The following is a 19054-nucleotide window of genomic DNA, read 5'->3' on the forward strand; positions in this document are numbered from 1 at the left end:
CCATGGACAGCCAGCGCCCCACTTCCGCTTCCCGCCCACCGGAATCCTCCCGTTCCCAGACCACGCTCCGGGTCAACGGCAAACCGCACACCCTCACCGTCGACCACCGCCGTGTCCTGCTGGACCTCCTGAGGGAGGATCTCGGGCTCACGGGCGCCAAGAAGGGCTGCGACCACGGGCAGTGCGGCGCCTGTACGGTCCTGGTGGACGGGCGGCGCGTCAACAGCTGCCTGTTGTTCGCCGTCGCCCTGGACGGCTGCGAGGTCACCACCGTCGAGGGTCTCGCCGGTGACGGCGAGGAACTGCACCCGGTGCAGCGGGCGTTCCTGGAACGCGACGCCTTCCAGTGCGGGTACTGCACCCCGGGCCAGATCTGCTCGGCCGTCGGTGCACTCGCCGAGGCCGCCGCCGGCCACCCGTCGCACGTCACCGACCCGCGGACACCCTCGGGCGAGCCCGTCGCGCTGGACCGGGAGGAGATCCGGGAGCGGCTGAGCGGCAACCTGTGCCGGTGCGGTGCCTACCCGCGCATCGCCGACGCGGTCGAGGACGTGATCCCGTGAAGCCCTTCACCTACATACGGGCGGACAGCGTCGAGGAGGCCACCGGGGCGTTCGTCGCCCATCCCGGCGCCCGCTATCTCGGCGGCGGCACCAACCTCGTCGATCTGATGAAGCTCGGCGTGGAGACGCCCTCCGCCCTCGTCGACGTCACCCGGCTCCCCCTGGACGCGGTGGAAGAACTGCCGGACGGCGCGCTGCGCGTCGGCGCGATGGTCCGCAACAGTGATCTCGCGGCCCACCCCGTCGTCCGGGACCGCTACCCCGCGCTGTCCCAGGCCGTGCTGGCGGGCGCGTCGGGACAGCTGCGCAACGCCGCGACCACGGGCGGCAACCTGCTGCAGCGCACCCGCTGCCCCTACTTCCAGGACCTGTCCAAGCCCTGCAACAAACGCGAGCCCGGCACCGGCTGCGGCGCGCTGGCGGGCGTGCACCGCGATCACGCGGTGCTCGGCCACTCCGACCGGTGCATCGCCACCAACCCCTCGGACATGGCGGTGGCGCTCGCCGCCCTCGACGCACGCGTCGAACTGCACGGCCCCGAGGGCACGCGGAGCGTTCCCGCCGCCGACTTCCACCGGTTGCCGGGCCTGCACCCGGAGCGGGACACGGAGATCCACCCCGGCGAGCTGATCACCGGCGTGCTCCTGCCGGCCGCGACGGGCGGGCTGCCCTCGGCGTACCGCAAGGCCCGGGACCGGGCGTCGTACGCCTTCGCGCTGGCCTGCGTCGCCGCCGTCCTGCATCTGACGGACGGGGTGGTGGAGCGGGCCGGGATCGCCTTCGGGGCACTGGCGCACAAGCCGTGGCGGGCCCGGCGGGCCGAGGACGCTCTGGTGGGCGCGGCACCGACGGCGGCGGCGTTCGAGCACGCCGTCGATCTGGAGCTCGCCGCCGCCGAGCCGCTGCGGGACAACGCCTACAAGGTGCCGCTGGCCCGCCGGCTGGCCCTGGACGTACTGGGCCGGCTCGCTCCGGCCACGACCTGAACCCGGCGTGCACGAGGAGGACTCCATGACCGCCACCGAGACCGTCCTGGGCGCTCCGGCCGAGCGCCGGGAGGGGCGGGAGAAGGTCACCGGCACCGCCCGGTACGCCGCCGAGTACGACGCCCCCGGCCGTGCCCAGGCCTGGCCGGTGTCGGCGGCGGTCGCCCGGGGCAGGGTGACCGGCGTCGACACCGCCGCCGCGCTCGCCCTGCCCGGCGTCGTCGCGGTGCTGACGCACGAGAACGCGCCCCGGCTGGCGGACCCGGAGGATCCCACTCTGGCCGTGCTGCAGAGCCCGCACGTCCCGCACCGGGGCTGGTTCGTGGGCCTGGTGGTGGCCGAGACGCTGGAGGCGGCCCGCGCCGGCGCGGGTGCCGTCCGGATCACGTACGAGACGGAGGGCCACGACGTGACGCTGACGGCCTCCCATCCGGAGGCGTACGTGCCCGAGACGGCCAACGGCGGGTTCCCGTCCGTCACCGAGCAGGGCGACCCCGACGGCGCCTTCGACTCGTCGGCGACGCGGCTCGACGTGGAGTACCGGACACCGCCGCTGCACAACCACCCGATGGAGCCGCACAGCAGCACCGCGCAGTGGGCCGGCGACCGGCTGACGGTGCACTCCTCCAGCCAGGGCAGCACGGCCGTCCGCGCCGAACTCGCCCGCATGTTCGGGCTGCCCGAGGACCGGATCACGGTGCGCGCGGAGCATGTGGGCGGCGGTTTCGGTTCGAAGGGCACGCCCCGCGTCGATGTGGTGCTGGCGGCGATGGCGGCGCGGCTCACCGACCGGCCGGTCACCGTGGCGCTGCCGCGCCGCTACCTGCCCGCCGTGGTCGGCCATCGCGCGCCGACCCTGCACCGGCTGCGCCTCGGCGCCGGCACCGACGGCCGGCTCACCTCGCTGGTGCACGAGGTGACGACGCAGACCTCCCGGGTGAAGGAGTTCGTGGAGCAGGCGGCGGTCCCCGCGCGCGTCATGTACGCCGCTCCCGCCCTGCGCACGCTGCACCGTGTGGTGCGGCTGGACGTGCCCACGCCGTCCTGGATGCGCGCGCCGGGCGAGTGCCCCGGCATGTACGCGCTGGAGTCCGCGGTGGACGAGCTGGCCGCCGAACTCGGCGTCGACCCGGTGGAGTGGAGGATCCGCAACGAACCGGAGACCGAGCCCGACAGCGGGAAGCCCTTCAGCAGCAGGCATCTGGTGGAGTGCCTGCGGGAGGGCGCCCGCCGCTTCGGCTGGGAGGACCGTGATCCGCGGCCGCGGTCGCGGACCGCGGGGCCCCTGCTGGTGGGCAGCGGGGTGGCCGCCGCCACGTACCCGGTCATGGTGTCGCCGTGCGTCGCCTCGGCGCGGGCCCTGCCCGACGGCGGTTTCCTGGTCCGGGTCAACGCCACCGACATCGGCACGGGCGCCCGGACGGTGCTCGCGCAGATCGCGGCCGACGCCCTCGGCACCCGCCTGGACCGGGTCCGTGTCGAGGTCGCCGACAGCGGCATCGGATTCGCCCCCATGGCCGGCGGCTCCTCCGGTACCGCCTCCTGGGGCTGGGCCGTCCACGAGGCGTGCGTCCGGCTGACCGGCCTGCTGGCCGGACACTCCGGGCCGCTGCCCGACGAGGGGATCACGGCGGACGCCGACACCTCCGGCACGGCCGACGCCGAGAGCCCCTTCGCGCGGCACGCCTTCGGCGCGCACTTCGCCGAGGTCACCGTGGACACGGTCAGCGGTGAGGTGCGTGTGACGCGGCTGCTGGGTGTGTTCGCCGCCGGCCGCATCCTCAACCCCCGTACGGCGCGCTCGCAGTTCATCGGGGGCATGACGATGGGGCTCGGCATGGCGCTGACCGAGGACAGCACGATGGACCCGGCGTTCGGCGACTTCGCCGAGTCCGACCTGGCGTCGTACCACGTGCCCGCGCACGCCGACGTCGCCGCCCTGGAGGCGCACTGGCTGGACGAGGACGACGGCCACCTCAACCCGATGGGCAGCAAGGGGATCGGCGAGATCGGCATCGTCGGCTCGGCGGCGGCCGTCGGCAACGCCGTCCACCACGCCACCGGCATCCGCTTCCGGGAACTCCCGCTCACTCCCGACCGGGTGCTCACCGGCCTGCTCGAACACGAGCACCCCGCCGGCATGCTGGGGGTCTGACCACCGGCACGTGGGCCGCGCCGGAGCGTCCGGCGCGGCCCACGTCGTACCCGGCCCGTCCCGCGGGTGGACCACAGGGATGAGAGGCCCCTCCCCCCGGACTTGCCACCGCCGCGAACGGGCATCCGGGAGACAGGGCGCGCGCCGCGCGCCGCGGGCCGCCGCGGGAAGGGGAGGGACGGGGTGGACACGAGTACCGGGGTGATCGCCGTGGCGGTGCTGCTCGCGGCGGTCGTCCTCGCGACGGCGGTCGGCGTCCTGGTGCGTCTGGTCCGTATCCGACGGGACCTCGGACGGGCCGGGCTTCCCACCGGTCCGCGGTGGGTCTTCTGGGGGGCCGTCCTCTACCTGGTGCTGCCGGCGGACCTGGTGCCCGATCCGGTCTACCTGGACGACGTCGGTGTCCTGCTCCTCGCCCTGCGCTCCGCGCGAGGCGGTCCCAAGGGGCGGCGGACCGCGGACGGGCGAGAGGGACCGCGCCCGCCCGGCGACTACGCAGCGTAAGGAAACCATTCACCCGTTCGATTCGTATAAGTCTCTGGAAGCCGAAGGAAGTCGGCGGACCGGGCGACGGCGCACAGGGGCCCTCGCCTGATCGGGGCAGCACCATCAGGGAGAGACGATGCAACCGTTCGCGCTCAACTACGCACGGCCCGCAGTGGAGTTGGAAGCCACCACTCCGTACGTCTACGACTCCGGGCTGCAGTTGAACGTGCTCCTCGACGGGCGGGTGGCCGCAGGTGACCACGCGCTGTTGAGAGAACTGGGGACCACGACCTCCACCGCGGGGTCGAAGACTCACTTCGACGACTGAACACGGGCCGTCGAGAATGACCGTGCTGATCCTGACCTGTGAAGAGGACGTCACCGCGGACATGGTGGTCGTGCACCTCAACGCGTCGGGAGTACCGGTGGTCCGCCTGGACCCCGCCGATCTGACGGACTCCGTCGCGCTCTCCGGCGAGTTCGTGCACGGCGCCTTCCGGGGGCACCTCTCGTCCGGGGGCCGCCTGGTGAGCATCGGCGGACTGCGTTCCGTGTGGGTGCGCCGGCCGGGCCGGGCGGCCACGCGTGCCGCCGAGCCCTCCGGCTGGCTGACCGAGGAGTCCGAGCAGGCGCTCTACGGCATGCTCCGCGACTGCGGGGCACGCTGGATGAACCAGCCCGACGCGGCACACCGCGCCCGGTACAAGCCCTGGCAGCTGCGTCTCGCCCAGCGGTGCGGGCTGCCCGTGCCGGCCACGCTGATCACGACCTTCCCCCGGGCGGCGCGGGAGTTCGCCGAACGCTATCCGGACCTGGTGGTCAAGCCGGTCTCCGGCGCGCATCCGCAGGACCCGCCGCTGGCGGTGCCGACCAGCAGGGTCCCGCCCGAGACGGACTTCTCCGCCGTCGCCCACGGCCCCACCCTGCTGCAACGCCGGGTGGCCAAGCGCGCCGACATCCGCCTCACCGTCGTCGGCGACGAGTTGCTGGCCGCCCGGAAGACGACCCTCGCGGACCTGGGCCCCGAGGAGGTGGACGTCCGCTTCACCACGTCCCGCGAGCCGTGGCGGCCCGCCGAGGTGCCGCCCCGCGTCGCCGAGGCCGTCCGTGCCTACGTCCGTGCGGCGGGGCTGGCCTACGGCGCCTTCGACTTCGCCGAGGACGGCGACGGCACCTGGTGGTTCCTGGAGTGCAACCAGTCGGGGCAGTTCGGCTTCGTCGAGGTGGACACGGGCCAGCCGATCGCCCGCACGATCGCGGCGTGGCTGGCCCGGCCCGGCGCCGACGAGCCGGTGGACACCGACGGCGCGCACCGGACGGCCGGCAGGTGAGGCGGGCCCGGCACGACGCCGGCCGGTCGACGAGACCGCCGGTGCGGCGGCCCCCGTCGGCCGCACGACGTCCGTCCGGCGCCACCCCGGGACGTGCGCCGGCGGCCCTCAGTGCGGGCGCGGGCCCGGCAGCAGGGCGGTGCGCTGCCAGCCGGCACCGGGGGACGGCCGGCGCTCGGCGCCGGGCAGGTGGCCGGGTGAGTGCAACGGGCGCATGACAACCTCCAGCTCCCTGCTCACGCGCTCGGCCTCCCGCCGCACCTGCGTGGGGATGTCACCGCATTCGGCGACGAGTCGGTCGTAGATGGGGGAATCCTGGAACACCCGTCAACGTGCCTTTCGTGTCGTCCGCCCCCGTACGGAGGCGCGACTGAGCAGTCTAGGCGTCCGTCCACCCGCTCGTGCGCATTCCGTTCAGGACGTGACGGCCGCTCAGGCGCCGGTCGTGGAGCCGGGCCGGACGATCATGAGGACCGTGACCGTGGCCCACAGCAGGTTGAACAGGCCGGTGAACATGGCGAGCCGGGCAGTACGGGCGCGCTCGACGGGCTGTCGGCCGGTCAACTGCTCCAGCAGTTCCTCCTGACGGGGCAGGACGAAGGCGACCAGGATCCCCGCGGCCGCCGCGGTCAGGGCGACGGACGTGACGAGCCACGCGTCCCGCAGCACGTCCATCGCGGCCGCGGTGGCGAAGCCGAGGACCGGCACCGCCAGCCCGAGCCCGGCGTAGACGCGGCAGATGCGGTGCAGCAGCCGTACGGTCCCCACGTCCCCGGCCCCGTCGGGCAGGCCCACGCGACGCACGGCCGGCGGGAACATGCTGGCCGCGACGGTGACGGGACCGATGGCGATGATGGCGGCCAGGACGTGGAGGGACAGCAGGACTTTGGTCATGGATCGGGCTCCGGAGGGCAGGATCGGGCGGAAGGGTGCGGCGGGCGGCGGCACGCCTCGTCACGTAAGGCTTCGGCCCGCCGGAGCCACGTTAGGAAGCGGTCCGGTGCGCGCACAGAGGCTGAAATGACAGCTTCCAACGGATTCTCGCCAACACCCCCACCAGGAGGTATCCGGCCGGACGGCCGTCCGTACGGGCTCGTGCCACGGACTTCTGCGCGGGGCGGGGATCCGCCTATCGTGGCGGCCATGCACTCCGTGGCGATCCTGGTCCTCGACGACGTGGTGCCGTTCGACATGGCGGCGCCCATGCAGGCGTTCGACTGGACGCGGCTGCCCGACGGGCGCAGCCCCTACCGGGTCCGGCTGTGCGCGGAGTCGCCGGAGGTGCGCACGGAGGGACTCGCCCTCCGTATCGACCGCGGCCTGGACGCGCTGGAGGCCGCCGACACGATCATCGTGCCGGGGCGGTCCGAGGAGTCGGGCCCGCCCTCGGAGCGTGTCCTCGCGGCGCTGCGCCGGGCGGCCGGGGCCGGTACGCGGATCGCGTCCGTGTGCGTGGGCGCCTTCGTCCTCGCGGAGGCCGGGCTGCTGGACGGGCTGCGCGCCACCACGCACTGGATCGCCGCGGCGGAACTGGCCCGCCGCTATCCGCGCGTCGAGGTGCAGCCGGACGTGCTCTACGTCGACAACGGGCAGATCCTCACCTCGGCGGGCGCCGCCGCCGGTCTGGACATGTGCCTGCACATGATCCGCCAGGACCTGGGGTCGGCCGTCGCCGCGCACGCCGCCCGGATGTGTGTCGTACCGCTGGAACGGGAGGGCGGCCAGGCCCAGTTCATCGTGCACGAGCACCCGCCCGTACCGCGCGGCTCGGACCTGGAACCACTGCTGGAGTGGATCGAGGACAACCTGGCCGGGGAGATCACCCTCGCGGCGATGGCGGCGCGCGCGGGAATGAGCGAGCGCACCTTCAGCCGCCGGTTCCGCGAGCAGACGGGCACCACCGCCTTGCAGTGGCTGTTGCGGGCGCGGGTGCGGCGCGCGCAGTACCTGCTGGAGAACGGTGACCACCCGATCGAACGGATCGCGCGTCAGGCGGGGTTCGGGTCCCCCACGGCCTTCCGGGAGCGGTTCCGCCGGGTGGTCGGCACCACGCCGCACGCCTACCGGGCGGCGTTCCACGGGAAGCCGGCCGCTGCGGGGGATCGCGCGCGGGGCCCGTCTCACGGATCAGGCCGACGCGTTCGGCCTGATCCGTGAGACGGGCCCGGGTACCACGGTGTCACACGGCCAGCGACAGGCCGCTCTCCTCGTCCGGGTCCGCCGCGCGGGCGGCCTCCTGCGGCTGCCCCTTGGCGAGCAGCAGCGCGTCCGCCTTGGCCACCGCGTCGTGGATGCCGGTCGTCGCCATCATCACGCACAGCGTGTAGCTCACGTCCGCCAGCTCGCGCGCCGTCGCCGGCCTGTCCCTCTCCGCCTGAGCGATCCGCAGTGACGCGTATCGCGTCAGCAACTCCCTGACGACCTTCGGGTCCGGTTCGAGCACGAAGCGCCCCTCTCTCGATTTTCGCTGCGTATGCCCGGACACGGGGGAAGCATTCACACCATGCGCGCCTCTGCTCGCAATTGGCGAAATTACGTCGTTTACTGTCCGGCCTTTGCCGCGAGAAATGACGAAACTTGATCGAAAAGGGACGGAATGGCCGCCTTCACTTGACGCGTTCGCTCGCGGCAAGCCGCGCATCCCCACGTGGCTCCGGTCCGTGGAAGCGCCTGCCGCGAGTCGCCGGCCGGGCCCGACCTCGTCGAGCACCCGGCCGGCCCGGAAGGCGTGCCCCGCGACCGGCGGACGTCCCCTCCCACGTCCGCCCACACGACACGTCCACCCACGCGACACGTCCGGGCGACGCGGAGCGTCCGGGCCGCGCGGTCAGGCGACCTGGCCGCTGTGCAGCGCCGTGTACGCCCCTCCCCTGCGCAGCAGTTCCTCGTGCGTGCCGGTCTCCTGAATGCGGCCGTCGCCCATCACCACGATCCGGTCCGCGCCCCGCACCGTGGAGAGCCGGTGGGCCACGACGAACGTGGTCCGTCCGCGCAACAGCCGGGCCAGCGCCTGCTGCACGAGCGCCTCCGACCGGGTGTCCAGCGCCGAGGTGGCCTCGTCCAGGATGAGGACCCTGGGGTCCCGGATCAGGGCCCGGGCGATGGCCAGGCGCTGGCGCTGCCCGCCGGACAGCCGTGCCCCGTGCTCACCGACCAGGGTGTCGAGCCCCTTCGGCAACCGGTCGACGAACTCCAGCGCGTTGGCGTCGCGCAGCGCCGCGCGCACCGCCTCCTCGTCGGCGTCGTCCATGCCGTAGGCGACGTTCTCCCGGATCGTGCCGTCGAACAGGATCGACTCCTGCGGCACGACCGAGACGAAGCGCCGGTACGTGCGCAGGTCCAGGGTGTTCATGTCGGTGCCGTCCAGCAGCAGCCGGCCCGAGGTCGGGCGCAGGAAGCCGATGACCAGGTTGAGCACGGTGGACTTGCCCGCGCCGGACGCCCCCACCAGCGCGACGGTCTCGCCGGGCTCGACCGTGAGGGTGAAGTCGCTCACGGCGGGCCGCCCGTCGCTCTCGTAGACGTGCCCCACGCCCTCGAACGCGACCGCCCCGCGCAGCGAGGTGAGCTCCGTCTTGCCCTCGTTGTCCTCCAGTTCGGGAGCCTGGAGCACCTCGCCGACCGATCGGACGGACTCCAGGCCCTTGGTGATGACGGGCGCCAGTCCCGCCAACGTGGTCGTGGAGCTGGTGAGGGTGGTCAGGAAGGCACTGAGCATGACGACGTCGCCCGCGGTCACACCCCAGACGTCGTAGTACGAGATCAGCGCGGCGCCCGCGAGGACCAGTACACCGACCACGTTGAGCACCACCCAGGCCAGTGAGCCGAAGCGGCCGTTGACCAGGTCCAGGCGCATCCCGGAGGTGAGCAGGCGGTCCAGGGTGCCGTCCATGCGGCGCAGCGCCTTGCCCTCCAGACCGTGGGCGCGGGTGACCGGTATCAGCCGGGTCATCTCCGTGACCCGGGAGGACAGGGTCTCCACCTCGTGGCGGAAGTGCTCGTTGTGGGTGCGCAGACGGGCGCGGAGCTTGGCCACGAGGAGGGAGGCGGCCGGTACGACGACGAGGAAGACGGGCAGGAACTCCGGTGTGCGGATGGCGATGATGACGAGGCCGCCGGCGAGGACGGTGAAGGCGCCGAGCCCCGTCTCGGCGGTCTGCTGGACCATCTGCTCCACCGTCTCCACGTCCCGGACGACCTTGGCCTGCAGGACGCCGGCGCTGACGCGCGAGTGGTAGCCGATGGAGAGCTGCTGCATGCGCGTGCACAGCGCGGAGCGCAGCCCGGTGCCCATGCGGCGCACACTGCCGTACAGGAGGCGGACGTACAGCACGTGCAGCGGGTAGTTGACCACCAGGATGAACATGATGATCCCGGTGCTGGTCCACAGGTCGCCGATCGGGCCGTGCTGGACGACGGTGTCGATGATCGACGCGGTGATGAGGGGCAGCAGCCAGACCGGGCTGTGCTTGACGGTGAAGACGGCGACCGCCCCGGCCAGACGGCGGCGGTCGGCGCGGAACAGGTAGACGAGCGTACGTATCGGGTGCTCGCCCCGGTAACGGTGGTCGAGCGGTTTTTCGGGCGGCGACGCCATGGGCGTGGTCCTCCAGTGACCGAGTGGGGCAAGCGCTTTCTTCCCGCGCTTTCCTACCCCGTCGGCGAGGACTACGCCACATCGTTCCGTCAGCCGGAAGGGAGACCCGCGCCTCCTCCCCCGCGGAGGGCGCGGGTCTCAGTCTCCGAGTGTGCGGGCCAGTTCGGTCGTGGCCCGCTCGATCTCGCTGTCGCCCTCGGCCAGTAGCCGCTCCAGCTCGTCCCGCCGGGCCCGGACGGCCTGCCGCGCCGCTCGCTCCCACGCCACCGGGTTCTCCCGGTGGTTGAGCAGCTTGGGATAGACGGTGGCGGTGGTCTCCCACTGCCGGGCGTCCGCGATGTTCTTGAGCAGTTGGATGATCTGGGCCCGGCAGTTCACCTGCGGCCGCTGAGCCAGGTCCCACAGGAACGGCACGGTCGCGGCGGTCGCCTGTTCGACGACGAAGCCGTACTGGCAGATCCGCTTCCGGAGATCGCCGAGGGCGGCCCGGGCGGTCTCGGCATCCCCCCAGGCGACCTTGCGCAGCAGCCGGGGAATGGCCGCGGCCGAGCCGCTGGAGTCCTGGATCTCGCTCCAGGGCACCCCGTCCAGTCCCGCGAGGGGGGCGGTCCGGGGTGAGCCGGATGGCGTCTGACGGTCGGTGCGCTGGGTGCTCGGCTTCGGTGTCGGAGCGCTGCGCATGGTGTGGGGCCCTTCCGCGGCAGTCGGGTCGGATGACGGGGCGGGACGGCGAGGCGGCCCGGACGGTCCTGCCCGCCGGAGGTTTCGGGGACCGGCCCCGCTCCTCCGCCGGGGCGCCGACGGTGCCGGTCCGCGTCCGTGCTCCTGAGGGGCGGAGCGGGCGGACGGGCCGGCGTCGGGCGCGTCGCCCCGCGACGGGAGTCGGCGGGCGTCAGGTGACCGGGGTCCGGGACGAGTCCCGGCCCGGTCCCCGAGAACCGCCGCGCGACCCGGCCGATGACCGGCCGCGTCGCGGGCGGGGTCCGTCGAGCCGGATCGTCACGCCCGTGTCCGGCACGGGTGCGCCGGGCGACCGGAGTGCTGGATGCGCGGATAACGGCACGACATCTCCCTGATGGGACGTCAAGATCGTGTGTCAACCGGGGGGTTGACGCCACGGCTATTATCCACGCTGACAGCGCTCGCGTGCAATTGCACGAGAAATTGCGCGAAAAGAAATCGGACGGGAGCGTCCGGGGACCGAAGGGACTCGGCCCGCTCCCGCGAACGGCAAGGAGACCGCGGTGCCACCAGTGCGCAACGGAGTGCAGGCCAGCTCGTTGGACGTCCGCTGGAAGAAGAGTCGCCACAGCAACGCCGAGGGCAACTGCGTCGAGGTCGCCCTCGTGGACGGAGGCGTGGCGATGCGCAACTCCCGTGACCCCGACGGCCCCGCGCTCGTCTACACCTCCGCCGAGGTGGCGGCCTTCCTGGCCGGGGCGAAGGAAGGCGAGTTCGACCACCTCCTGTGAGGCGGGCGGAGGCCAACTCCCCGATCACCACGGGGCGATGCGGTGCGCACCGGCGGGATGCGATAGTCTGTTCTTCAAGTCTGCCGGTCTGCTGGGAGTCAGGATGTCCGCCGCGCCGCATCACCTCTCCCACCTCGAACCCTACCTGGATCGCGCCGAGCCCGCTCCGACTCTGCTGAAGATGCTCGTCGGTGTGCAACTGGCCGGTTTCCGCGAGGACGCCGGCCTGTCCCAGGAGCAGGCGGCACGCGAGCTGGGGTTCAGCGCGGCGAAGCTCTCGCGCATCGAGTCGGGCAAGGGCCGCAGGCCCCCGACGGAGACCGACGTCCGGGCACTGCTGAAGCGGTACGGCACGGGCGCCTACGAGGTCTCGGTCCTGCTCAAGCTGTTGCGGCGCGCCGGTGAACCGGGCTGGTGGCAGCGGTACGACAAGCGTCTGATGCCGGAGTGGTTCGACCGCCTGGTCGGCCTCCAGGAAGCGGCCGCCACCATCCGCACCTTCGAGATCCAGTACGTCCCGGGCCTGCTCCAGACGCCGGAGTACGCCCGCGCCGTGGTCGAGCGGGGGCTGCCGAACGCGCCCGCGGGCGAGGTGGGGCGGCGGGTCGACCTGCGGGTGCGCCGGACGAAGCTGCTGGACCGCGCCGACGCCCCGCAACTGTGGGCGGTCATCGACGAGTCGGTACTGCTCCGGGTGCTGGGCAGCCGCGAGGTCATGCGGGACCAGCTCGCGCATCTCGTGGACATGGCGAAGCGCCCCCAGGTGACCCTGCAGATCGTGCCGCTGGACGCGACCAACGCGTCAGCACCGGCCATACCGGTCACCTATCTGCGCTTCGGTGGCGGCGACCTTCCCGACGTCGTCTACCTCGAGCACATCAGGAGCGCCAACTTCCTCGAGGACCGCGACGAGACAGAGGAGTACCGGGTCGCCCTGGACCGGCTGGCCGACGAGGCGCTGACGCCGCGGGAGTCGGTGGAGCTGCTGCGCGAGACCATGGCGACGCGCTACGCGGCGAAGTGAGCGTCCGGGCGGGCGCACCCGCCGACGCGAGGTCCGTGCGCGTCGCCCTCCTCGCGGTGGTGTGCTTCGCGGCCGCGTTCCTCGGCGCGCACACCCGCTCGGCGTGCGTCAGCGCAGTCGGCCCAGGCCGCCGAACTCGATCCACTCGTCGGTGAGCTGTCGCGGCACCACCTCGCTGTCCGGACGCCAGGTGGACACCTCCACCAGACCCGGCTCGAGGATGTCCATGCCCTCGAACCACGCCTCGACGTCCTTCCGTTCGCGGACCCTGCCCCAGTGTCCCTGGGTCGCCTGGTCCATGAACTCGGTGACGAACTTCCGTACCTCGGGGTCATCGCTGACCAGCTGGCACATCACCGCGTAGCTGCCGGGCACGAGCCGCTCGGCCACGCGGCGGACGACCGCCGGCGGACCGTCGGTGTCGCTGTCCGGGATGCAGTGGAAGACCGAGTTGAACAGCACCGCCACCGGCTGCGAGAAGTCGATCAGCCGCTGGGTGTCCGGGTGGGAGAAGATCTCCTCCGTCGAGCGCATGTCGGCGTGAATCACGGCGGTCCGGTCGTTCTGGTCCAGCAGGGCCCGGCCGTGGACCAGCACCATCGGGTCGTTGTCCACGTACACGACGCGCGAGTCGGGCGCGACACGCTGGGCGATCTGGTGCACGTTGTCCTGGGTGGGCAGGCCGGAGCCGTGGTCGAGGAACTGGCGTATGCCGTAGTCCCGCGCGAGGGTCCTGACGACCCGCTGCAGGAAGCGCCGGTTGTTCAGCGCCAGGCGACGGGTACTGGGAACGACCTTGTCGAGCTCGCCGACCGCCGCCCGGTCGGCCGCGTAGTTGTCCTTGCCACCCAGGTAGTAGTCGTACATGCGTGCGGCCGTGGGCACATTGGCGTCGATCTCCGTGGACAACCGCTTGTCGGCTTGCATCGTTCCCCCAGCTCCGTACCGCGCCAACTGGACCGGCATGACAGAGAGTACATCCTTGGGACCCGGTGGTCAGGCGAAACAGCAGCCGGATCGAGCGGCCGTCAAGACACCTGCCGGACAGGCGAGTTGACGGCCGCTCCCGTAGGTCAGCCGCGGGCGGACAGGTACGCGTCGACTCCGGGCGCCTGGTGGGCCTCCTCCACGCCGACCAGGCCACCGACCGCCTTGGCGTCGGGCTTGAGCACGTAGGTGGACCGGCTCGCCGGCGCGGACACGTCGGTGAAGTTCTGCGGCATGCCGAGGCCGGTGTCGGCGTTGCTCTGCGAGCGGTGGGCCTTCACCACGGCCTCCCGGGTGAGGCTGCCCCCCTCACAGGCCTTCTTCAGGTCGGCGCCCAGCAGCTGTGCGGCGTTGTACCCGGAGAGCACGCCGGAGTCCACCGGCTGGCCGGGGTACTTCTCGGTGTACGAGGCGACCATCTTCCTGACGCCCGGCAGCTCCGAGCTGACCGCCGGTGCGGCGCTGGCCACGTGGACCATGGCCTCCAGCGCCGCCGCAGCGGGCGTCTTCATCAACTGCGGCGCGTACCCCGGAGCGCTGCTGACGATCGGCACCTTCAGCCCCCGGGCCGCTGCCACACCGGCGAGGGACGCGGTCTGCGCGGGGCCCGCGCTGATCAGGACCGCCTTCACCCCGGCCTTGTTCAGCGCCGACACCTGCGCGGACAGATCGGTGTCCGTCGCTTTGATCTTCTGGCCGACCACCTTCATCCCGGCCTGCCCGGCGGCCCACTGCGAGCCCTCCAGCGCGTTGGCGCCGTAGTCGCCCTCGAAGTACACGTGGCCGATCGTGTCGCCCTTGGCGATCTTCTTGGTGCGGGTGAGGAAGTCGACGGCGGCGATCATGTCGAGGTCGTAGGTGGTGCCGAGTACCTGGACGGAGTCCTTGCCGAGCAGGGAGGCGGCCCAGGCCTGCGGGAAGGTCAGGATGTGGTCCCGCTGGATGTCGTCGAGCAGGGCGGCGACCACCGGCGACCCGATGACCTGGGGCAGGGCGACGACGTCCGGGGAGATGTCGGCGTAGGCGGTGACCGCCTTCTGCACGTCGTAGCCGTGGTCCTTGACGACGATCTCGACCTTGCGCCCGCAGATGCCGCCGGCGGCGTTGGTCTCGTCGGCCCACATCTGCTGGGCCTGCACGATGCTCTTGCCGAGAGTGGCGTACGGGCCGGTGAGGTCGGTCAGCGCGCCCAGCCTGATGGCCTTGTCGCTGACTCCGGGGCCGGCCTTGACGCCGTCGGCGCCGTCGTCGGTGCTCTTGCCGTCCGCCTTGGTGCTGCAGGCGGTGCCCGCGAGCAGCACGGCGGCCAGTGCCGCGGCCAGCGCGGCGGTCCGGGTGGTGCGGGGCCTGGTGTGCGTGACGTTCACGGGGTGTGCTCCTTGGCTCGTGCGGTGCTGGCGGAGGACGGGGGCGTGCCCCCGGTGCCGGGAGGGTCGGTGACGGGTGACCGGCGGCGCAGGCGGGCGCGGGTCCGGCGGGCCAGTCCGTGCAGGCCGTCCGGGGCGTACAGCAGGATCACGACGATCGCGGCCCCGTAGAGGTAGCGGGAGGCCTCGGTCGGGCCGATCGAGCCGTCGCCGGAGCCCGGGGTCGCGACCAGCGGCAACTGGTCGGCGTAGCGGGTCATCAGCAGGGGCAGCGCGGTGACGAAGACCGCTCCGGCGGTGGCTCCGGCCACCGAGCCGAGGCCGCCGATGACGATCATGGCGAGGTAGTCGACGGAGAGGGCGAGGGAGAAGTAGTCGGGCACGACACGGCGGAAGGACAGCGCCAGCAGGACCCCGGCGAGGCCCGCGTACATCGAGGAGACGACGAACGCCGCCGAGCGGTACCCCGCCACGTGCACGCCCATCACGGACGCCGCGGTCTCGCTGTCGCGCAGGGCCACCAGGGCGCGTCCGGGCCGGCCGCGCAGCAGTCCGCGCGCGGTGAACCAGGTCAGGGCGAACAGGGCGAGGCCCAGGTACCAGAGCCGTTCCTCGGCGCCGAAGGGTACGCCCAGGACCGTCAGTTCGGGGTCGGACTCCGCGAAGGTGAACCCGCCGAGCTCCAGCGGCGGCACCGAGCGTCCGTTGAAGCCGCCGGTGACGGAGCTGGCGGTGAGCAGGACGTGGTGGCCGAGGAAGACCAGGGCGAGGGTGGCCACGCCGAGGTAGATGCCCTTGACGCGGCCGGCGACGGGGCTGAAGAGGCCGCCCGCCGCTCCGGCGAGCAGGACGGCGAGGACGAGGGCGACGGCGGGCGGCAGGCCCGGTCCGGGCTCGCCCGCCAGCCATACGTAACCGTAGGCGCCGACGGCGAGGAAGAAGGCGTGTCCGAGGGAGAGTTGTCCCGCCGTGCCGCTGAGCACGCCCAGCCCGACGGCGCCGATGGCGGCGGCCATGGAGAACAGGCCGATGCGCAGCCAGAAGGCGTCCAGGTAGAAGGGCAGGGCGCACAGCAGGAGGGCGGGCAGCAGGAACCCGCCGCGCCTGAGGAGGTCGCTCCTGCCGCGGGGACCGGACTTCAGGAGATCAGACACGGGCCGCTCCCTTCGCCGCGAAGAGGCCGGCGGGGCGCACCAGCAGGACGAGCACCATCACGGCGTACGGGGCGACGTCGCCGAAACCCTCGCCGAGGACGTGCAGGTCGGACTGGTAGCCGGCGACGAAGGCCTCGGTGAGGCCGATCAGCATGCTGCCGACCAGGGCGCCGACCGGGGAGGCCATGCCGCCCAGGATCGCCGCCGGGAAGGCCTTCAGGGCGATCTGCCCGGTGGTGCGTTCCAGCCCCGGCGCGGGGAAGGCGACCAGGAACACCGCGGCGAGCGCGGCGAGGCCGCCGGCCAGGCACCACGCGACGGTGCGCACCCGGGTCAGCCGTACGCCCATGAGCGCGGCGGCCTCGGCGTCCTCGGCGGCCGCGCGCAGCGACAGGCCCCAGGGGGTGAAGCGGAAGAGGGCGAAGGCACCGCCGATCGCCACGGCGGACACCGCGATCGCGGCGAGGCGGCTGTCGGCGACGGTCACCGGGCCCAGGTCGGTCACCGCGTCCCCCCAGGGGTCGCCGAGCGGCAGCAGGTCACCGCCGATGCGCCGGGCCAGGTCGGTCACCAGGACGATGTCGATGCCGATGGTGACGATGGTCTGGACGTGGGCGGCGTGCGGGTCGCCTCCCCCGACGCGCTGCAGCACCAGCCGGTCCAGCACCCCGGCCGCGGCGGCCGTCACGAGGATCGCGAGGGCCAGCGCCCCGGCGAAGCCGAGGTCGTCGTGGAGGACGGCGACGAGGTAGCCGCCGAGCAGCAGCAGGGAGCCGTGGGTGAAACTCAGTACGCCCGACGCCTTGAAGATGGTGACGAAGCCGAGGGCGATCAGGGCGTAGACGGAGCCCAGGGCGAGGCCGTTCAGCAGGTTGTCGAGGAAGCCGGTCATGCCGCGTCCTCCCCGGTGGTGCCGGCGCTGTCGGTGCCCAGGTAGGCGCGCAGCACCTCGGGGTCGCGCCGGACCTCGTCGGGGGTGCCGTGGGCGATGGCCTTGCCGAAGTCGAGGACGGTCACGTCGTCGGCGAGCCGCATAACCAGGCCCATGTCGTGCTCGACCAGGACGACGGAGAGGCCGAGTTCGGCGCGGACGTCCCGGACGACCTCGGCCATGCGGATGCGTTCGGTGGCGTTCATGCCGGCCACGGGTTCGTCGAGCAGTAGCACACGGGGCTCCAGGCAGAGGGCACGGGCGAGTTCGACCCGTTTACGGTCGCCGTAGGAGAGCAGGGCGACCGGTGCGTCGAAGTGGGCGCCGAGCCCGGTGAGTTCGGCGAACTCGCGGGCCCTGGCGAGGTGTTCGCGCTGTTCGCGCACGGCGCGGCGCAGGCGCAGGGCGCTGGCGGCGAAGCCTGCGCGGGAGAGGGCGTGCCGGCCGAGCATCAGGTTGTCGGCGACGGTGCCCTGGGTGGTGACGATGTTCTGGAAGGTGCGGGCCACCCCGAGGGCGGCGATCCGGTGCGGGGCCAGCCGGGTCAGCTCGGCCTCGCCGAGTCGCACGGTGCCGCCGGTGGGCCGGTACAGGCCCGACAGGACGTTGAAGCACGTGGACTTGCCGGCGCCGTTGGGTCCGATGACGGCGTGCACGGTGCCCGGGGCGACGGTGAAGGAGACGTCGTCGAGGGCGACGAGGCCGGCGAAGCGCACGGTCACGTTCCGGACCTCGAGGGCGGGCGGTGCGGTGGCGTCACGGGTGGTCACGCGGCCCCCTGACCGTCGTCGGTCTCGCCCAGGTAGAGGCGGCGCACGGCGTCCGTCCGCGCGAGTTCGCCGGCGGGCCCGGACAGCCGGATCTCGCCGACGTCCAGGACGTGGGCGTGGTCGGCGAGCGCCAACGCCATGCCGGCGTTCTGTTCGACCAGCAGTACGGCGGTGCCCTGGGTGTTGATCTCACGGACGACGTCGGCGATCCGGGCGACCATCAGCGGGGCGAGCCCGAGTGAGGGCTCGTCGAGGAGGAGCAGGCGGGGCGCGGCCATCAGGGCCCGGCCGATCGCGAGCATCTGCTGCTCCCCGCCGGACAGCAGGCCGGCTGTCTGGCCGGTGCGCTCGGCGAGCCGCGGGAAGAGGGCGAAGACGCGGTCCCGTGCCTCGCGGACCTGGGCCGGGGCGCGCCGGGAGAGGCCCAGGCCGCCGGCCCGCAGGTTCTCGTCGACGCTGAGCCCGGCGAACACCCGCCTGCCCTCGGGCACCTGTACGACCCCGGCGCGTACCGCGGCGACCGGGTCCCGGCCGTCGAGGGCCGTGTCGCCGTAGCGGACGCGGCCGGCCGTGATCGCGCCGCGGTGCAGACGCAGCGTGCCCGACACCGCTCGCAGCAGGGTCGTCTTGCCGGCTCCGTTGGCGCCGAGCAGCGCGACGACACCGCCGTGCGGGACGGTCAGGGACACGGAACGGAGGGCGGACAGTGCGCGCCCGTACGTCACGTCGAGGCTCTCGACGTGCAGCGCGGGCTCACCGTCCGGTGGTGCTGCGGGCATCGCGGCTCCTTGGGACCGTGCCGGGACGGCACGGTGACGGGTGAACGGGGGAGCTCACGACAGCACGGGCACTGGTGGCCGTACAGGGGGTGCGGGCCGGGTCGCTGCGGCGTCCCAGTCCCGGACCGGTGAGTCTGTGCGGATGCCCAGGCACGGGCTGCGACGGGGTGACGACCGGCAGGGGCGCGACTGGTGGGAGCTCGCGGTGCCGGCAGGGCGGGTGGGGCGGGGGCACGAGGAGACCAGGCGTTGCGGGCACCGGCGGTGGGCGCAGCCCTGCCCGCCCTGCGGCCCGCGCGGCCAGGCCAGGGGCCGCGCGGGCCGCAGGTCGGGCACGGGGCAGTGGCCTGCCGCACCCGTGGGACGAGTGCTGCCTGGCGGACCGACGGTCCGCGGGGGCGGCCGGGGCCGCTGGTCCGGGGCGGCCGGTCCGGTGGCGCCCGGGGCGGGGG

The 19054-nt window shown here is 73.0% G+C and carries 20 protein-coding genes; 9 read left to right on the forward strand and 11 right to left on the reverse strand.

Features of this window, described 5'->3' with window-relative positions:
* Positions 1-2 precede the first annotated feature (2 nt).
* The 6 genes from KUM32_RS04055 (at position 3) to tgmB (ending at position 5521) form a co-directional block, all read left to right on the forward strand.
* A complete protein-coding gene (locus tag KUM32_RS04055; protein WP_217140373.1) occupies positions 3-563 on the forward strand; it encodes a (2Fe-2S)-binding protein in 561 nt (186 codons plus the stop codon).
* Positions 560-1549: a xanthine dehydrogenase family protein subunit M gene (locus KUM32_RS04060; RefSeq protein ID WP_217140374.1), complete on the forward strand. Its 990-nt coding sequence runs from the start codon at positions 560-562 to the stop codon at positions 1547-1549. Before KUM32_RS04055 ends, KUM32_RS04060 begins: the two co-directional genes overlap by 4 nt.
* Positions 1550-1574: 25 nt before the next feature.
* Positions 1575-3704 carry a xanthine dehydrogenase family protein molybdopterin-binding subunit gene (locus tag KUM32_RS04065; protein ID WP_217140375.1) on the forward strand — a complete coding sequence of 710 codons (2130 nt, stop codon included), beginning with the start codon at positions 1575-1577 and terminating at the stop codon, positions 3702-3704.
* 183 nt (positions 3705-3887) lie between these two features.
* Positions 3888-4208, forward strand: a complete 321-nt coding sequence (locus KUM32_RS04070; protein WP_217140376.1) for a YkvA family protein — start codon at positions 3888-3890, stop codon at positions 4206-4208.
* A 118-nt stretch (positions 4209-4326) separates the two neighbouring features.
* Positions 4327-4518 carry a putative ATP-grasp-modified RiPP gene (gene tgmA / locus KUM32_RS04075; RefSeq protein WP_073728776.1) on the forward strand — a complete coding sequence of 64 codons (192 nt, stop codon included), beginning with the start codon at positions 4327-4329 and terminating at the stop codon, positions 4516-4518.
* A 16-nt stretch (positions 4519-4534) separates the two neighbouring features.
* Entirely contained in the window at positions 4535-5521 is a 987-nt protein-coding gene (gene tgmB, locus KUM32_RS04080; protein ID WP_217140377.1) for an ATP-grasp ribosomal peptide maturase, read from the forward strand.
* Between the two features lie 108 nt (positions 5522-5629).
* On the opposite strand, the gene KUM32_RS04085 is transcribed toward tgmB, so the two are convergent.
* Positions 5630-5845, reverse strand: a complete 216-nt coding sequence (locus KUM32_RS04085) for a hypothetical protein (protein WP_217140378.1) — start codon at positions 5843-5845, stop codon at positions 5630-5632.
* A gap of 108 nt (positions 5846-5953) precedes the next feature.
* The gene (locus tag KUM32_RS04090; RefSeq protein ID WP_217140379.1) at positions 5954-6415 is read right to left on the reverse strand and encodes a hypothetical protein; all 462 of its coding nucleotides are present in this window, start codon (positions 6413-6415) and stop codon (positions 5954-5956) included.
* A gap of 249 nt (positions 6416-6664) precedes the next feature.
* Here KUM32_RS04090 and KUM32_RS04095 point away from each other — a divergent pair, with 249 nt between their 5' ends.
* Entirely contained in the window at positions 6665-7678 is a 1014-nt protein-coding gene (locus tag KUM32_RS04095) for a GlxA family transcriptional regulator (protein WP_217140380.1), read from the forward strand.
* Between the two features lie 22 nt (positions 7679-7700).
* Here KUM32_RS04095 and KUM32_RS04100 read toward each other — a convergent pair whose 3' ends face one another.
* From KUM32_RS04100 to KUM32_RS04110, 3 genes are all read right to left on the reverse strand, one after another.
* Positions 7701-7964 (reverse strand): DUF5133 domain-containing protein, encoded by a 264-nt coding sequence (locus KUM32_RS04100; protein ID WP_217140381.1) that lies wholly within the window; start codon positions 7962-7964, stop codon positions 7701-7703.
* Between the two features lie 384 nt (positions 7965-8348).
* On the reverse strand, positions 8349-10118 hold the full coding sequence (locus tag KUM32_RS04105) for an ABC transporter ATP-binding protein (protein WP_217140382.1): 1770 nt from the start codon (positions 10116-10118) through the stop codon (positions 8349-8351).
* A 138-nt stretch (positions 10119-10256) separates the two neighbouring features.
* The gene (locus KUM32_RS04110; protein WP_217140383.1) at positions 10257-10799 is read right to left on the reverse strand and encodes a hypothetical protein; all 543 of its coding nucleotides are present in this window, start codon (positions 10797-10799) and stop codon (positions 10257-10259) included.
* A gap of 563 nt (positions 10800-11362) precedes the next feature.
* On the opposite strand from KUM32_RS04110, the gene KUM32_RS04115 reads away from it, so the two are divergent.
* Together KUM32_RS04115 and KUM32_RS04120 are read left to right on the forward strand one after the other, a co-directional pair.
* Positions 11363-11590, forward strand: coding sequence for a DUF397 domain-containing protein (locus tag KUM32_RS04115; RefSeq protein WP_217140384.1), 228 nt, complete (start codon positions 11363-11365; stop codon positions 11588-11590).
* 103 nt (positions 11591-11693) lie between these two features.
* On the forward strand, positions 11694-12614 hold the full coding sequence (locus KUM32_RS04120; RefSeq protein WP_217140385.1) for a helix-turn-helix transcriptional regulator: 921 nt from the start codon (positions 11694-11696) through the stop codon (positions 12612-12614).
* 108 nt (positions 12615-12722) lie between these two features.
* On the opposite strand, the gene KUM32_RS04125 is transcribed toward KUM32_RS04120, so the two are convergent.
* The 6 genes from KUM32_RS04125 to KUM32_RS04150 all read right to left on the reverse strand — a co-directional run bounded on the left by KUM32_RS04125 (position 12723) and on the right by KUM32_RS04150 (position 18602).
* Positions 12723-13541, reverse strand: coding sequence for an SAM-dependent methyltransferase (locus KUM32_RS04125; protein WP_217140386.1), 819 nt, complete (start codon positions 13539-13541; stop codon positions 12723-12725).
* A 146-nt stretch (positions 13542-13687) separates the two neighbouring features.
* The gene (locus tag KUM32_RS04130) at positions 13688-14968 is read right to left on the reverse strand and encodes an ABC transporter substrate-binding protein (protein WP_217140387.1); all 1281 of its coding nucleotides are present in this window, start codon (positions 14966-14968) and stop codon (positions 13688-13690) included.
* Positions 14965-16059, reverse strand: coding sequence for a branched-chain amino acid ABC transporter permease (locus KUM32_RS04135; RefSeq protein ID WP_217140397.1), 1095 nt, complete (start codon positions 16057-16059; stop codon positions 14965-14967). The genes KUM32_RS04130 and KUM32_RS04135 overlap by 4 nt, the downstream gene beginning before the upstream one ends.
* 55 nt (positions 16060-16114) lie before the next feature.
* Complete coding sequence (locus KUM32_RS04140) at positions 16115-17014, reverse strand: branched-chain amino acid ABC transporter permease (RefSeq protein ID WP_217140388.1); 900 nt, start codon at positions 17012-17014, stop codon at positions 16115-16117.
* Positions 17011-17823 carry an ABC transporter ATP-binding protein gene (locus KUM32_RS44660; RefSeq protein WP_217140389.1) on the reverse strand — a complete coding sequence of 271 codons (813 nt, stop codon included), beginning with the start codon at positions 17821-17823 and terminating at the stop codon, positions 17011-17013. Before KUM32_RS44660 ends, KUM32_RS04140 begins: the two co-directional genes overlap by 4 nt.
* Positions 17820-18602: an ABC transporter ATP-binding protein gene (locus KUM32_RS04150; RefSeq protein WP_217140390.1), complete on the reverse strand. Its 783-nt coding sequence runs from the start codon at positions 18600-18602 to the stop codon at positions 17820-17822. The genes KUM32_RS44660 and KUM32_RS04150 overlap by 4 nt, the downstream gene beginning before the upstream one ends.
* Positions 18603-19054: the final 452 nt, after the last annotated feature.

The organism is Streptomyces sp. AC627_RSS907 (assembly GCF_019049165.1).

Excerpts from the sequence above, each read along its gene's own strand:
- KUM32_RS04120 (WP_217140385.1), top strand. The coding sequence starts at position 11,694 with ATGTCCGCCGCGCCGCATCACCTCTCCCACCTCGAACCCTACCTGGAT.
- KUM32_RS04090 (WP_217140379.1), bottom strand. The coding sequence starts at position 6,415 with ATGACCAAAGTCCTGCTGTCCCTCCACGTCCTGGCCGCCATCATCGCC.
- KUM32_RS04105 (WP_217140382.1), bottom strand. The coding sequence starts at position 10,118 with ATGGCGTCGCCGCCCGAAAAACCGCTCGACCACCGTTACCGGGGCGAG.
- KUM32_RS04110 (WP_217140383.1), bottom strand. The coding sequence starts at position 10,799 with ATGCGCAGCGCTCCGACACCGAAGCCGAGCACCCAGCGCACCGACCGT.
- KUM32_RS04055 (WP_217140373.1), top strand. The coding sequence starts at position 3 with ATGGACAGCCAGCGCCCCACTTCCGCTTCCCGCCCACCGGAATCCTCC.
- KUM32_RS04125 (WP_217140386.1), bottom strand. The coding sequence starts at position 13,541 with ATGCAAGCCGACAAGCGGTTGTCCACGGAGATCGACGCCAATGTGCCC.
- KUM32_RS04140 (WP_217140388.1), bottom strand. The coding sequence starts at position 17,014 with ATGACCGGCTTCCTCGACAACCTGCTGAACGGCCTCGCCCTGGGCTCC.
- KUM32_RS04150 (WP_217140390.1), bottom strand. The coding sequence starts at position 18,602 with ATGCCCGCAGCACCACCGGACGGTGAGCCCGCGCTGCACGTCGAGAGC.
- tgmA (WP_073728776.1), top strand. The coding sequence starts at position 4,327 with ATGCAACCGTTCGCGCTCAACTACGCACGGCCCGCAGTGGAGTTGGAA.
- tgmB (WP_217140377.1), top strand. The coding sequence starts at position 4,535 with ATGACCGTGCTGATCCTGACCTGTGAAGAGGACGTCACCGCGGACATG.
- KUM32_RS04065 (WP_217140375.1), top strand. The coding sequence starts at position 1,575 with ATGACCGCCACCGAGACCGTCCTGGGCGCTCCGGCCGAGCGCCGGGAG.
- KUM32_RS04095 (WP_217140380.1), top strand. The coding sequence starts at position 6,665 with ATGCACTCCGTGGCGATCCTGGTCCTCGACGACGTGGTGCCGTTCGAC.